This window comes from Roseovarius albus, assembly GCF_900172335.1.
Classification (GTDB): Bacteria; Pseudomonadota; Alphaproteobacteria; order Rhodobacterales; family Rhodobacteraceae; genus Roseovarius; species Roseovarius albus.
Genome location: NZ_FWFX01000006.1, coordinates 187312 through 200691, shown reverse-complemented (window position 1 = coordinate 200691; position 13380 = coordinate 187312). Strand labels below are relative to the sequence as shown.

Sequence of the window (13380 nt, the reverse complement as noted above, 5' to 3'; positions counted from 1 at the left end):
ATTCCCCTTGGTGCGCAAACTTGTTATGGCGCAGGCAACGTATTTCTTTCTCCGTCCGAGGACACGACATGAGCACCATCATCGATATACACGCCCGCGAAATTCTGGATAGCCGGGGCAACCCGACGGTCGAGGTGGATGTCATCCTTGAAGACGGCACCATGGGTCGTGCCGCCGTGCCCTCTGGTGCCTCCACTGGCGCGCATGAGGCAGTTGAACGCCGTGATGGCGATAAATCCCGCTACCTCGGCAAAGGCGTACTGGAAGCCGTCGCTGCCGTGAATGGCGAGATTGCCGAAGAACTGGTTGGTATGGACGCCACTGAGCAGGTCGCAATCGATGGCGCGATGATCGAACTGGACGCCACCCCAAACAAAGCCCGCCTTGGCGCCAATGCCATTCTTGGTGTCAGCCTTGCCGTGGCCAAAGCCGCTGCTGATTTCACCATGCAACCCCTCTTCCGCTATGTCGGCGGCACTTCGGCGCGGGTTCTGCCAGTGCCGATGATGAACATCATCAACGGCGGTGAACATGCCGATAACCCGATCGACATTCAGGAATTCATGATCATGCCGGTCAGCGCGGGCAACATCCGCGACGCTATCCGCATGGGCGCCGAAGTGTTCCACACCCTGAAAAAAGAGCTGACCGCAGCAGGTCTCTCCACCGGCATTGGTGACGAAGGAGGTTTCGCCCCCAACATCGCCTCCACCCGCGAAGCACTCGATTTCATCCTGAAGTCCATCGAGAAAGCAGGTTACACGCCCGGCGAAGACATCTACCTCGCTCTCGATTGTGCCGCGACCGAGTACTACAAAAACGGCAAATACGTCCTGTCCGGAGAGGGCAAATCCCTCACGTCCGATGAAAACGCCGCCTATCTTGGGTCGCTGGTCAACGATTACCCGATCATTTCAATCGAAGACGGCATGGCCGAAGATGACTGGGACGGTTGGGTTGCATTGACCAAGGCCATCGGCGACCGCGTGCAACTGGTTGGCGATGATCTCTTTGTTACCAACCCCGCCCGTCTGGCCGAAGGCATCGAACGCAAGGCCGCCAACTCAATGCTGGTCAAGGTCAACCAGATCGGCAGCCTCACTGAGACCCTCAAGGCTGTCGACATGGCCCACCGCGCCCGTATGACCAACGTGATGTCGCACCGTTCAGGCGAAACCGAGGACGCCACCATCGCCGATCTGGCGGTTGCCACCAACTGCGGCCAGATCAAAACCGGCTCGCTGGCCCGTTCCGACCGGCTCGCCAAATACAACCAGCTGATCCGCATCGAAGAAGCTCTGGGGGATACCGCCGAGTACGCAGGTCGCTCGATCTTGCGATAAACAAATGACTGCATATACGCTCGAGGACCCGCGTCCACGGGCCAAAGAGAATCCTTATCCGTTCTTCCTGCCCTCTCCTGCTGAACTTGCAGGAGTTGGGCAAGAGGACTACGTCAAAATACTCTTTCGCAGCACTCAGCCTGAACCGGAATACGACGCTGAACGTATGTGGGTAATTGTCTCCGAACGAGATGGCGACGATCTCATCGGCCAGCTTGACAACGATCCTAGTGACATTCCAGGCCTATCTGCTGGTGACGTGGTTCGCTTCAATGTCCATCACATCTTGTCGATTATCTGGGATGATGAAGACCAAAAGAAACGGTTAGAGGAAGATAGCAACGATCAGGATCGCTTTTTCGAGCGTTGTATCGTAGATGAAGCCGTTATCGAAGGGCGCGCTCGTTCGCAGTACATCTATCGGGAACCGCCTGATAGCGACCCAGATGACAAACACCCGGACAGCGGTTGGCGCATCCGCGCTCACGTCGATGACTTATCCGAAGAGGAATACGAAGATACCCCCATCAGCTATGTCGCACTGGGCGTAGTTCTGAACCAAGATGCATCTTTCCTGCATCTACTCGACAATCCCGCAGGCGTGGCCTTCCTTCGAAATGACTCTGATGAATACCAGGCTGTGGAATACACCAGCGATCCGGTTGAAGAATGAAAGCTAAGGCGTTCGCTATGCGGGAACCAAGTTTCGAAAACAGTTTTCAGTGCGGTCATGCACTAATTTTGCTCAGAACATACGATCACTTGCTCGGGCATCCGCTCGCCACTAACCCAGAAGCCCTCTATCACGCGCCATTTCCAGTTCTGTCGCACAATACCGCCGACGACCCGATCTTCACCTACGGCAATCTCGCGGCGCAGAGGTTGTGGGAGGTCAGTTGGGACCAGATCACCCAAATGCCCTCGCGTCTGAGTGCTGAACTAGACGAACGCGCGACACGAGCTGCGATGTTGGCTTCGATCACGGAAAACGGCTTTATCGACAACTATCACGGCATCCGCATTTCCAGCTCGGGACGTCGGTTTGCCATTAAGAACGCCGTCATCTGGACATTGACTGATGATCAGGGGCACAAATGCGGGCAAGCTGCCACGTTCAACGAAATCGAGTTTCTATGACCGCTCAAGACATCATCGCCACCCTTGATCTGCAACCGCATCCCGAAGGCGGCCATTACCGCGAAACATGGGTGGCTGATAACGAGGGGCGGCCTGCGGGCACCTGCATCTATTTTCTGCTGCAAGGGCACGAACAGAACCGCTGGCACAAGGTGGACGCCGCCGAGATCTGGCACTTCTACAGTGGGGCCCCTTTGGTGCTATCGCTCGCAGCGGATGAAACCGGCCCGGCGATAGACCACACCCTCGGCGCAGATCTGGCCAACGGCCAACGCCCACAAGTCATCGTGCCTCCCAATCATTGGCAGATGGCCCGCTGCACGGGGAATTATACGCTGGTGGGTTGTACAGTCTCCCCGGGTTTTCAATTTGAAAACTTCATCCTTGCCGAACCCGGCTTCGATATTCCGCGTTAACGGCGCAGGTATTCGTGTGCAACGCAGGCCGGGGCCTCCTCACGCAGGATGACCTGCCCTATCTGATGCCAGTTGTCCCCGGAGAATACGGGGAAAAACGTGTCTGCGTCATCGACCATCAGATCCACCTCGGTCACGATCAGTCGATCTGCGATTGGCATCATTCCCGCGTAAAGCTGCCCACCGCCAATGCAATAGATCCGCCGATAGCCTTGCCCTTCAGCCTCGGCGATCGCGTCCTCAATGGTCCCAAACGTCCGCGGCGCACAATCCGGATTTGACGACACAACCAGATTAAGCCGCCCGGGCAAGGGCCGCACCGCTTCTGGCAAGCTGTTCCAAGTCTTGCGCCCCATGATCACGGCACCGCCTTCGGTCTCACGTTTAAAAAACGCCAGATCCTCGGGCAAATGCCACGGCATGTCGCCATCCCGGCCAATGGCCCCGTTTCGGGCGCGTGCCGCAATCAGCGTAATCATTCGTCAACTTCCCAATGCGAACGCACGAATTCGACCAACTGTCGGGTTGATCCATCTTTGTTGCTGGCGTTGACTTTGCCTTGCAACACCGGCTCCAACTCAAGCGCCAAAACCTTGCCCAGTTCAACCCCCCACTGATCGAATGAATTGATCCCCAGAATCACTCCTTCAACAAAGACGCGATGCTCATAGAGCGCAATGATCTGGCCCAATCGACGCGGGGTGAGCTTATCATAGATCAACGTGGTCGACGGACGATCGCCCTTAAAGACCCGATGCCGCGCTTGCCGTTCCAGCTCTTCCCCCTCGAACCCCTTGGCAGCCATCAAGCGCCGAGCGGTTGCAGGTGTACGCCCCAACATCAAGGCCTCGGATTGAGCCAGACAATTGGCCACCAGCAATTCATGCTGGTGGGTCATATCTGGTTCGTGCCCCTCCGCTGCGACCATGAACTCACATGGAACCACCTGCGTGCCCTGATGAATAAGTTGATAAAACGCGTGTTGGCCATTGGTGCCCGGCTCCCCCCAGACGACGGGGCCAGATCCGCCCTCAACTGGCGTGCCATCCATCGTCACACCCTTGCCATTGCTCTCCATCTCTAGCTGCTGAAAATAGGCGGGCAACCTAGCCAAGCGCTGATCATATGGCAAAACTGCTCGTGTCGGATACCCACAAACCTGATGATGCCACAGCCCCAACAGTGCTAGCATCACTGGCATGTTCTGCCCCAAAGGCGCATGCACGAAATGCTGATCCATCGCCTCACCACCTGCAAGGAATTCACGGAACCGTTTAGGCCCAATGGACAACATCAGCGAAAGGCCAATCGGCCCCCAGATCGAATAGCGCCCGCCAACCCAATCCTCGAACCCGAACACGCGTTCAGACGCGATACCAAAGGCTTTGGTCTTATCCTCGGCCGAGGCCAAGGCGACAAACTGGCTTGCCGGGTCTTCTACCGCCCGCGCCATCCATGCACGCGCAGTTTCGGCGTTGGTCATGGTTTCAACTGTCGTGAAGGATTTCGAGGCTACAATCACCAAGGTCCGTGTCGGATCCAGCCCCTCCAACTTGTCATGGATATCTGCCGCATCCGCGTTTGAAACAAAGTGACAGCGCGGCCCATCGCGGTACGGCAACAGCGCCTTTACTGCCATTTCAGGTCCCAGATGAGAGCCGCCAATACCAATATTCACCACATCCGTAATGGGCCCACCCGCCCCCTGATACTGGCCAGAGCGTAACTCCTCGGCAAAGCTCTCCATCTTTGTCAACCCTGCCCGCACGCCGGCCAGAACATCCTCACCTTCAAACATGATCGGGGCGGAAGACAAGGCGCGCAAAGCAATATGTAATACAGCACGCCGCTCGGTATCGTTGATTTTTTCGCCGGCAAACATCGCGTCGCGCTGTGCCTCGACACCGCGTTCGTTTACCAAGTCAAGCATGGCTTGACGCGCTTCAACTGTTAGAGACGTTTTGGAATAGTCAAACAACATCCCATCAAACGTGATCGAGAAATCCCTTGCACGACCGGTGCCATCAAATAGGTTTTTGATATCTGCGCCACAAAGCGCCTTTAGATCTGCCCACATCTTAGTTACCCACCTCTGCTTGGGCCAATCTACTCACAAATACGAATTTCATCTTAATAAAATTTCTCCAGCCCCCCCCACAAGTAAGAGCGGCAGCAACGCCCCCTTTTATGGAGCCCAATGCACTGTTGTTCCATCTAAAATTGCAGCTACCGGCGCATGCAGCGGATCTGTGCTGCGCGCGCGATCCAGCGCCGCGTGTTTCTTCGCACCCGTTATCACCAAATGCTTTGAGATTGCCCCATTCAACACTCGTGCCGTCATACTAACGCGAGGCTCAGGCGCACCAGCCGCACGCATCGACACCAATACCGGGGCATCCGGATCTAGCCCTCGCGCCAACTGATCCCCACCAGAAAAGAGCGAGGCCACGTGCATGTCACTGCCCATTCCCAGCAAAAGCACATCAATTGGCAACTTCGGCTCAATCCCTTCGGCCAATTGCGCCAGGATCTCCTCAGGCGCCTCTGCTTTATGATAAAGCGGGACTACATTCGCCGCGGCTGCACGATTTTGCAGCAGACGTTCCTGAATCAGCTTGGTGTTCGAGCGCACGTGTACCGGTGGTAACCACCGTTCATCACTTAGGGCAATATCCACACGGCTCCAATCGAGATCAGCGGCGCAAAGCGCGTCAAAGATCGGACCGGGAGTGCTCCCCCCTGGCACCACGAAAAATGCACGTTCCTCATGTTCCAAAACCGCCGTCAATTCGCCAGCTAGAACATTGGCCAAATCCATCGCCAACATTTCGGAATCTGCATATTCTACAAGTCTCATGCTTTAATCTCCCGCCAGCGGCGCCCGTCCCGGTGCATCAACATAAGCGCATCATCGGGGCCGGAACTTCCGGTGGCATAACGTATAGGTGGAACTGCATCATCTTCCCATTGCGCAATGATTGGGTCAGTCCAAGCCCAGGCCTCTTCGACCTCGTCTCCACGCATAAACAGAGTCTGGTTGCCACGGATCACATCCATGATCAACCGTTCGTAAGCGTCTGGAAAATCGGCCTCTTCCGGCCCCAATGCCTCTGCAAAACTCATGTCCAACGGCACGTCGATCAGCCGCATGCCCCCCGGACCCGGTTCTTTGATAGTCACACCAAGCTCGATGCCCTCGTTAGGTTGCAGCTTGATTGTTAAAATATTGCGATGCCGCCCGGCATCCTCATCAAAAATCGAGTGCGGCGCATCCTTGAACACAATTGCAATCTCGCTGGCCCGTTCGCGCAGGCGTTTTCCTGTGCGCAAGTAAAACGGCGTATTCGCCCACCGCCAGTTACTGACGTGCGCCTTGAGAGCCACAAAACTTTCCGTTGTACTCTCCGGGTTCTCCGCCTCTCGTCGATACCCGAGCAGATCTTCTGTGCCCTCATACTGGCCGCGCACAATGTCCTCTTCCCTCACCGGATCAAGCGCGCGAATAACTTTCAGCTTTTCATCACGCACCGCATCGGGGTTGAACTTCGCCGGTGGCTCCATCGCAATCAGGCACAACAGCTGCATCATATGGTTTTGCATCATGTCCCGCATCGCTCCGGCGCGATCATAGTATCCCCCGCGCCCGCCAACACCGACAGATTCAGCCACGGTAATCTGGATATGATCGACGTATTGACTGTTCCACAACGGCTCAAACAACATATTCCCAAACCGGATCGCCATCAGGTTCTGAACCGTTTCCTTGCCCAGATAGTGATCAATCCGGTAGATCTGGTTTTCCTCGAAATGCTCTGCCAGCACTTTGTTTAAAGCCCGCGCCGACTCCAAGTCACGCCCAAACGGCTTTTCCACCACGATCCGGCTTTCACCGTCGGCCATCCCATGCAGATGTAATCGCTCGGCCAACGGGCCAAACAAGCGCGGCGCAACTGAAAAATAAAACGCCCGAACTTTGTCCGACCGGGTCAGTTCCGCCAACTCAGCCCAGCCTGTTTCGCCAAGCGCATCAATCGTTACGTAATGCAACCGCGTCAGAAACTCATCCAGATGCGCGCATTCGCCTTTGGTCTTGGGATCAAACTCCGTGATCGCCTCACGTACAAAGTGCCGGTACTCCTCACTGTCCATGTCAGACCGTGCGGCCCCTATAATACGGGAATCCTCTTCCATCTGCCCTGCACAAAAACGCCGAAACAATCCGGGCAAGATCTTGCGCCGGGCCAGATCCCCGGTCCCGCCGAAAATCACCAGATCAAAGGGATCAACAGGGATGACCCTTGAAACCATGTTACGTGCTCCATCCTTGCGCGTGATTGACCCGCCGGTCTAACACAACCAACCCTAATGACCGATCACAAAGCTGTCACCAGCCCGCGCCTGACTTTCTTTCATAGAAAGAACCGGATATTTCGGAAAAGCAAACGAAAAGCGAGGCTTGCGATGAAAGATATCATCGATGCACCAAAGAGCAGTTTGAAATTTCGCGACCCTTTGTTAACGGCAGATGGTCAGACGCGCGCGACAGTGCCACTCAGTAACCCCGAAACCCTATGGTTCAACACCGGCACGCTGTGCAACATCACCTGCATCAACTGCTACATCGAAAGCTCGCCCAGTAATGATCGGCTGGTCTATCTGACGGTAGAAGAGGTCAACAACTATCTCGATCAAATCGAAGAGCGCAAATGGCCCATTCGCGAGATCGGCTTTACCGGTGGTGAGCCCTTCATGAACCCGCAGATGGTGGCCATGACCCGCACCTGTCTGGATCGTGGTTTTGATGTGCTGATCCTGACCAATGCCATGCGCCCGATGATGCGCAAGACCGTTCAGAACGGTTTGCTCGAAATCCCGACGGAACAGCGCGAGAAACTGATCTTCCGCATCTCTTTGGATCACTGGTCGCAATCAGCCCATGACGAAATACGCGGCAAGGGCGCCTTTGACCGCACGATTGAGGGCATGAAATGGCTGCGCGACAACGGTTTCCACCTCGCCGCTGCCGGCCGCACCATCTGGGGGGAAACCGATACCGAGACCCGCGATGGCTACCGTGCGCTCTACGCTAAGCACAGCTTTGACATCGACGCCGACAATCCCGGCATGACAGTTCTGTTCCCGGAAATGGATGAAACCGTCGAAGTCCCGGAAATCACCACCGCCTGCTGGGGCATTCTTGATAAATCCCCGCGCGATGTGATGTGCTCGTCCTCCCGCATGGTGGTGAAACGCAAAGGTGCGGATCACCCCACCGTGTTGGCTTGCACCCTCTTGCCCTATGACGAACAGTTCGAAATGGGCCGCACCTTGGAAGAGGCCGAGCGCGACGTTGCCCTCAACCACCCGCACTGTTCCAAATTCTGCGTGCTTGGCGGGGCCAGTTGCTCGGGCTAAGCCCTATTCCAGCGTATTCTTGTAGATCACACCATCCTTCATGATGATCCGGATGGTTTCCGGGCTGTCGGGGCGCGGTTCCGCATCAAACCACTTGTCCCCTGTGCCCACCACGCTGAAGTCTTCCAACGGGTTACCATCCACGATCAGAATATCGGCATAGGCCCCCTCTTCAATCACCCCTAGTTTTCCATCTGTGTATGGGTTCATGAAATCTCCGCTTAGCGCGACCAACTCCCCCCCAACCGAGGTCATTGTCACCAAAGACGTATATGGCCCGAAAAACTTGTTATTCAGATTTTTCTCATATGCGATCTGAATGTTGCATGCAGTCACAGAGCCCACGCAATCAACCTGGAATGTGCGTTTGACCGGACACTCCTTCATGTTGTCGATGTAATTCCCAAAGGTCGCCGATGCAGATATGGCTTTGGCAAGGCTGGCCGGATTATTGGCTACGGCAGGAATGGTTGTGAGCCCTTCATCAAACGCCGTCAGGTTTGTCGAAATATACGCACCTTTTTCATTCATCAGTGCTCCAATTTCACAATCGAAAGCAAAGCCATGCTCGATTGACATCACCCCCGCTTCAAGCGCGTTCATGATCGCTTCCTTGCGGTATGAGTGAGCCATAACATAGCTGCCATATTCATTTGCAACCTGTACAGCGGCCCCAATTTCTTCAGATGAGCCTGCCAAAAGTTGCCAAGGGTCAAAAGCCGACACCACCCCGCCGGATTGCATGTACTTTAGCTGCGTGGCCCCCATCCTAAAATTGTTACGGCCGAATTTCTGAACATCCGCAACATTGTCCACTTCTTGCGCCATATTCAAACGGCCGAAATTGGTAGACTCTCCCGGAGGTGAGGTAAAATTGGCAAAATCTGCGTGCCCGCCACGGGTTCCCAGGAATGCAGCCGAAGGATAGTATCGTGGTCCCAAGATCTCACCGGCGTCGATTGCACGCCTCAGGCCTCCGTTGCCCCCACCAGCATCACGAACCGTCGTAAATCCCTGCATAAGGTACATTTCCGCCATTCGCGCGCCATGAATGGCAAAATCTTCCCAGGTCGAGTTCGCCTCCATTGCCGGGATCGTCGGACCCATCAACATCAAATGTGCGTGTGTTTCGATAAAGCCAGGCATCAATGTGCGCCCTTCACCATCAATCACCGTCGCATCAGGTGCTTCAATCGCGTCCGTCGACACGCTCTTAATCAGGTTCCCCTCAACCAGAACAGAAGCGTTTTCAATCCGCGCCTCATTCACCCCGTCAAACACGTGCACATTTGTAATCAGTGTTTGCGGCTGTGCCTCTTCTTGCGCATGCGTCATCGATGCAAGCAGCAGCGCGCCAATCATTCCATAATATTTCATAGTGGTCCTCCCCAGGATCTCTACCTGAGGTAGCGCAAAACATCCCAAAAGTCACCAAGTGTCTAATTTTGTGCAATTTCCCCAACAAAAAAAGCCGAAGGTTTCCCCTCGGCTTTTCCAAAAGTCATTGCAGCGCAAACTTAGATGTGGATCGCCATACCATAGGCATCCAGCACCGATTCATGCATCATTTCCGACAGGGTCGGATGCGGGAAGACGGTGTTCATCAGGTCTTCTTCTGTGGTCTCCAGCTGACGACCAACCACATAGCCCTGAATGAGCTCGGTCACCTCGGCCCCGACCATATGCGCGCCCAGCAATTCGCCGGTTTTCGCATCAAACACAGTTTTGATCATGCCCTCGGCCTCACCCAGTGCAATCGCCTTGCCATTTCCGATGAAGGGGAAGCGCCCGACCTTGATGTCATAACCGGCTTCTTTTGCTTTGGCCTCCGTGAAGCCAACACTGGCCACTTGCGGGTGACAATACGTACATCCTGCGATGCTTTCTGGTTTTACCGGATGCGCGTGTTTACCCGCCACTAGGTCGGCGACCATCACACCCTCATGGCTTGCCTTATGGGCCAGCCATGGCGCGCCCGCGATATCGCCAATGGCATAGAGCCCATCGACTCCAGTGCGGCAGAACGCATCGGTCACCACATGGGTCCGGTCAATTTTCACACCAAGCGCATCAAGCCCAAGACCTTCAACATTGCCAACAATGCCCACGGCGGAAATCACCGTGTCAAACTCGTGCTTTTCAACTTTACCGCCCACTTCGATATGCGCGGTGATCTTGCCTTTGGCACGATCCAGCTGCTTGACCATGGCTTTCTCCATGATCTTCATCCCCTGTTTGACAAAGGACTTCTTGGCAAAGGCGCTGATCTCCGCGTCTTCGACTGGCAGCACGCGGTCCATCACCTCAACCACCGTCGTATCGGCACCCAAAGTGTTGTAGAAGCTGGCGAATTCGATCCCGATTGCGCCCGATCCAATGACCAGAAGTTTTTTCGGCATCCGCGGCGGCATCAGCGCGTGCTTATAGGTCCAGACCAGATCGCCATCCGCTTCAAGCCCGGGCAGTTCCCGCGCCCGTGCACCGGTAGCCAAAATGATGCTTTTGCCGGTTAGCTCTTCGGTGCCTTTGTCGGTTTTGACACTGACTTTACCCACACCGGTCACAGTGGCCTCGCCCATGATGGCTTTGACCTTGTTCTTCTTCAGCAGATGCCCAACGCCGCTGTTCAACTGCTTTGACACCGCACGTGACCGCTTGACCACCGCCTCCAGATCATAGCCGATACCCTCGGCCGACAGACCAAAGTCCTTGGCGCGATGCATCAGGTGAAACACCTCTGAGGAACGCAACAAGGCCTTGGTCGGGATACAGCCCCAGTTCAGGCAGATGCCGCCCATATGCTCACGCTCGACCACGGCCACCTTCAGGCCGTTCTGCGCCCCGCGAATAGCTGCAACATAGCCACCCGGCCCCGCGCCAATGACCACCATATCAAAGCTGTTATCTGCCATCTGAGACTCCGGTTCAAAATTTAGTTTGACCTTAAACTACTTTCAAACCGACCACAACGCAGCATGCGCCGAAAGACCGAAGGCCACTACCATCAGTCTCAACAACTTCAGCCATGTGTTCTAATCGCCTGTAAATTCAGGCTGCATTGGCCTTTTGCAGGTCACGCAAGGTGGCCGCATAGCCACCCTCGTCCAGATAGGCTTGCTCAGGTTTGGTACAGCGGCGCTGCAACGCTGCATTGCGATAAGGGAATCGGCCGAACATCCGGATCACTTCGCGATGTGCTTGCGCATGGAACAGGTTCGATGCGCCCCCTTCCGGCATCCGCTCCAGCATCAGACGCACGCAGCGGTCCTGATGGCAGAGATTCTCTGAATGCATGAACGGCAGGTAAAAAAATTGGCGCGCCGGTTCGTCAATGCGCATGTCCCATTTGCGGTGGATCGCTGCCGCAGCTGCCGCAACTGCGTTCTTGTCTGTTTTAAATGAGTCTGCATTTCCCCGGAACATGTTGCGCGGGAATTGATCCATCAGAATGATATAGGCAAGCGCCCCGCTCGGGTATGTTAACCAAAGGGCATAAGCCCCTTGCCGGGCATTGTGCCATGCCCCTTCAAAACGATCACGGATTTCTTGATCAAGGGTCTCAGAAGCCTCGTACCACCCCTTTGGGCCTACCTCGTCCAACCAAAAACTCAATACATCATCAGGGGTGACCATGGTTGTCTCCTTCATGCCCTTGGTCATATTCTTAAAGTTAACCCTAAGTCACGCGCAACAAAATTAACAGTAAACAAATACTACATTACATGTGCATTGTTACTTTAATGTTACTCTTTTGCGTCCTGTGCTTCCTGTTCTTCCAACGCGTTCTCAATGGCAACTTCTTGTGCAAACTCCACGGCCATCGGCGACGATGTCGGCGTCATCATGGTGAAGCTTTCAGTATCTTCAACAGATGGTGCTGCACGCTGCGTCATCCGGTAGGCTGCGTAACCTGCCATGGCGAAAGATAGGAACGCAATGAAGATAAACAACCCGCTCGGCCCAATTACGCCCATCATCCAACCCGTGATCGGGGGGCCAATGACCGCACCCAAGCCGTTAATGAACACCATACCGCCTGCAGCGGCAGCCATGTCATCGTGCTCAAGGAAGTCATTTGTATAGGCAATCAACAGAGAATACAGCGGGTTTGACATCCCTCCCACCATCAAGGCCGCGAGCAGCAGAAAGACATAAACATGTCCCAACACAACGGCAATGATGCACCCTACCCCGCAAAACAGCGCACCGATAAAGATCAGCACGCGGCGATCCATCCGGTCTGACAGCCAGCCAATTGGGAATTGCAGGATCAAAGGCGCAAGAAAGAACATCGATACCAGCGTCGAGATTTGAACGATGCTCAGCCCGGCCTCTATGCCGTAAATCGGGACCATGCCGAATTGCGCTGAGAAAATCCCGCCAAGTAAGAACATGCCCACACATCCCAACGGGGAAATTTTCATAATCTGCTTAAGACTCAACGGTTTCGATGTTGAAAACGCCGGTGTCGGGCTGACCGACAGCAAAATCGGCGCAAACGACAATGAAATCAGAACTGATGGGATGATAAACAGGATAAAGCCACCCGGATCGCCCAGAACCAGCAGATATTGCGCTGTGATCAGGCCAACCATCTGCATAATGATATAAAGCGAAAGCGCCTTGCCGCGGTTCTCGTTCTCGGCGGCTTCATTGAGCCAGCTTTCCGCCGTCACATAGATGCCAGAAAAACAGAACCCGACCATCACCCGTCCGATGCCCCAAAACAGCGGATCGGTCAGCGCCGGGAACAGAACCACCACCGCTGACAAGAGCGAGCCAAGCGCCGCAAACACCCGCACATGCCCGACTCGGCGGATCATATCCGGTGTGATGCGAGACCCAAACAGGAAGCCCACGAAATATCCGGCCATAACCAGCGACATCTCGAATGTGCCAAAGCCTTCGAGGTTGCCCCGGATGCCCAACAGCGTGCTTTGCATGCCGTTGCCAACCTGCAGGAACATGATGCCCATAAACAGCGGCCAGGTGCTGGTGATCACTCTCAACATCTCGGGTCTCCCGTTTCGTGTCGCGCTATCTTAGCGACGCCCACGCAATGATCTGGC

Annotated in this window: 13 protein-coding genes; 5 read left to right on the top strand and 8 right to left on the bottom strand. The window is 55.1% G+C overall.

What is annotated here, in order from left to right:
* The first annotated feature begins 68 nt into the window (after positions 1-68).
* The 4 genes from eno to ROA7450_RS11265 all read left to right on the top strand — a co-directional run bounded on the left by eno (position 69) and on the right by ROA7450_RS11265 (position 2896).
* A complete protein-coding gene (eno, locus tag ROA7450_RS11280; RefSeq protein ID WP_085805819.1) occupies positions 69-1343 on the top strand; it encodes a phosphopyruvate hydratase in 1275 nt (424 codons plus the stop codon).
* A 4-nt stretch (positions 1344-1347) separates the two neighbouring features.
* Positions 1348-2016: an immunity protein Imm33 domain-containing protein gene (locus ROA7450_RS11275; RefSeq protein WP_085805818.1), complete on the top strand. Its 669-nt coding sequence runs from the start codon at positions 1348-1350 to the stop codon at positions 2014-2016.
* Between the two features lie 68 nt (positions 2017-2084).
* Positions 2085-2480, top strand: coding sequence for an MEKHLA domain-containing protein (locus ROA7450_RS11270; RefSeq protein ID WP_234999500.1), 396 nt, complete (start codon positions 2085-2087; stop codon positions 2478-2480).
* Positions 2477-2896 (top strand): cupin domain-containing protein, encoded by a 420-nt coding sequence (locus ROA7450_RS11265; RefSeq protein WP_085805816.1) that lies wholly within the window; start codon positions 2477-2479, stop codon positions 2894-2896. Before ROA7450_RS11270 ends, ROA7450_RS11265 begins: the two co-directional genes overlap by 4 nt.
* Here ROA7450_RS11265 and ROA7450_RS11260 read toward each other — a convergent pair.
* The 4 genes from ROA7450_RS11260 to zwf form a co-directional block, all read right to left on the bottom strand.
* The gene (locus tag ROA7450_RS11260; RefSeq protein ID WP_085805815.1) at positions 2893-3375 is read right to left on the bottom strand and encodes a dihydrofolate reductase; all 483 of its coding nucleotides are present in this window, start codon (positions 3373-3375) and stop codon (positions 2893-2895) included. The two genes, ROA7450_RS11265 and ROA7450_RS11260, sit on opposite strands and share 4 nt — an antisense overlap.
* Positions 3372-4973 carry a glucose-6-phosphate isomerase gene (gene pgi / locus ROA7450_RS11255; RefSeq protein WP_085805814.1) on the bottom strand — a complete coding sequence of 534 codons (1602 nt, stop codon included), beginning with the start codon at positions 4971-4973 and terminating at the stop codon, positions 3372-3374. Before pgi ends, ROA7450_RS11260 begins: the two co-directional genes overlap by 4 nt.
* A gap of 108 nt (positions 4974-5081) precedes the next feature.
* Entirely contained in the window at positions 5082-5753 is a 672-nt protein-coding gene (gene pgl, locus ROA7450_RS11250) for a 6-phosphogluconolactonase (protein WP_085805813.1), read from the bottom strand.
* Positions 5750-7204 carry a glucose-6-phosphate dehydrogenase gene (gene zwf / locus ROA7450_RS11245; protein WP_085805812.1) on the bottom strand — a complete coding sequence of 485 codons (1455 nt, stop codon included), beginning with the start codon at positions 7202-7204 and terminating at the stop codon, positions 5750-5752. The genes pgl and zwf overlap by 4 nt, the downstream gene beginning before the upstream one ends.
* Before the next feature lie 153 nt (positions 7205-7357).
* Between zwf and ROA7450_RS11240 the strand changes: the two genes are divergently transcribed.
* Positions 7358-8311 (top strand): radical SAM protein, encoded by a 954-nt coding sequence (locus ROA7450_RS11240; RefSeq protein WP_085805811.1) that lies wholly within the window; start codon positions 7358-7360, stop codon positions 8309-8311.
* A gap of 3 nt (positions 8312-8314) precedes the next feature.
* On the opposite strand, the gene ROA7450_RS11235 is transcribed toward ROA7450_RS11240, so the two are convergent.
* From ROA7450_RS11235 to ROA7450_RS11220, 4 genes are all read right to left on the bottom strand, one after another.
* Complete coding sequence (locus tag ROA7450_RS11235; RefSeq protein WP_085805810.1) at positions 8315-9688, bottom strand: metal-dependent hydrolase family protein; 1374 nt, start codon at positions 9686-9688, stop codon at positions 8315-8317.
* 140 nt (positions 9689-9828) lie between these two features.
* Positions 9829-11223 (bottom strand): dihydrolipoyl dehydrogenase, encoded by a 1395-nt coding sequence (gene lpdA / locus ROA7450_RS11230; RefSeq protein ID WP_085805809.1) that lies wholly within the window; start codon positions 11221-11223, stop codon positions 9829-9831.
* Between the two features lie 136 nt (positions 11224-11359).
* Positions 11360-11944, bottom strand: coding sequence for a DUF924 family protein (locus tag ROA7450_RS11225; RefSeq protein ID WP_085805808.1), 585 nt, complete (start codon positions 11942-11944; stop codon positions 11360-11362).
* A 110-nt stretch (positions 11945-12054) separates the two neighbouring features.
* Complete coding sequence (locus ROA7450_RS11220; RefSeq protein ID WP_085805807.1) at positions 12055-13323, bottom strand: MFS transporter; 1269 nt, start codon at positions 13321-13323, stop codon at positions 12055-12057.
* Between the last annotated feature and the right edge of the window lie 57 nt (positions 13324-13380).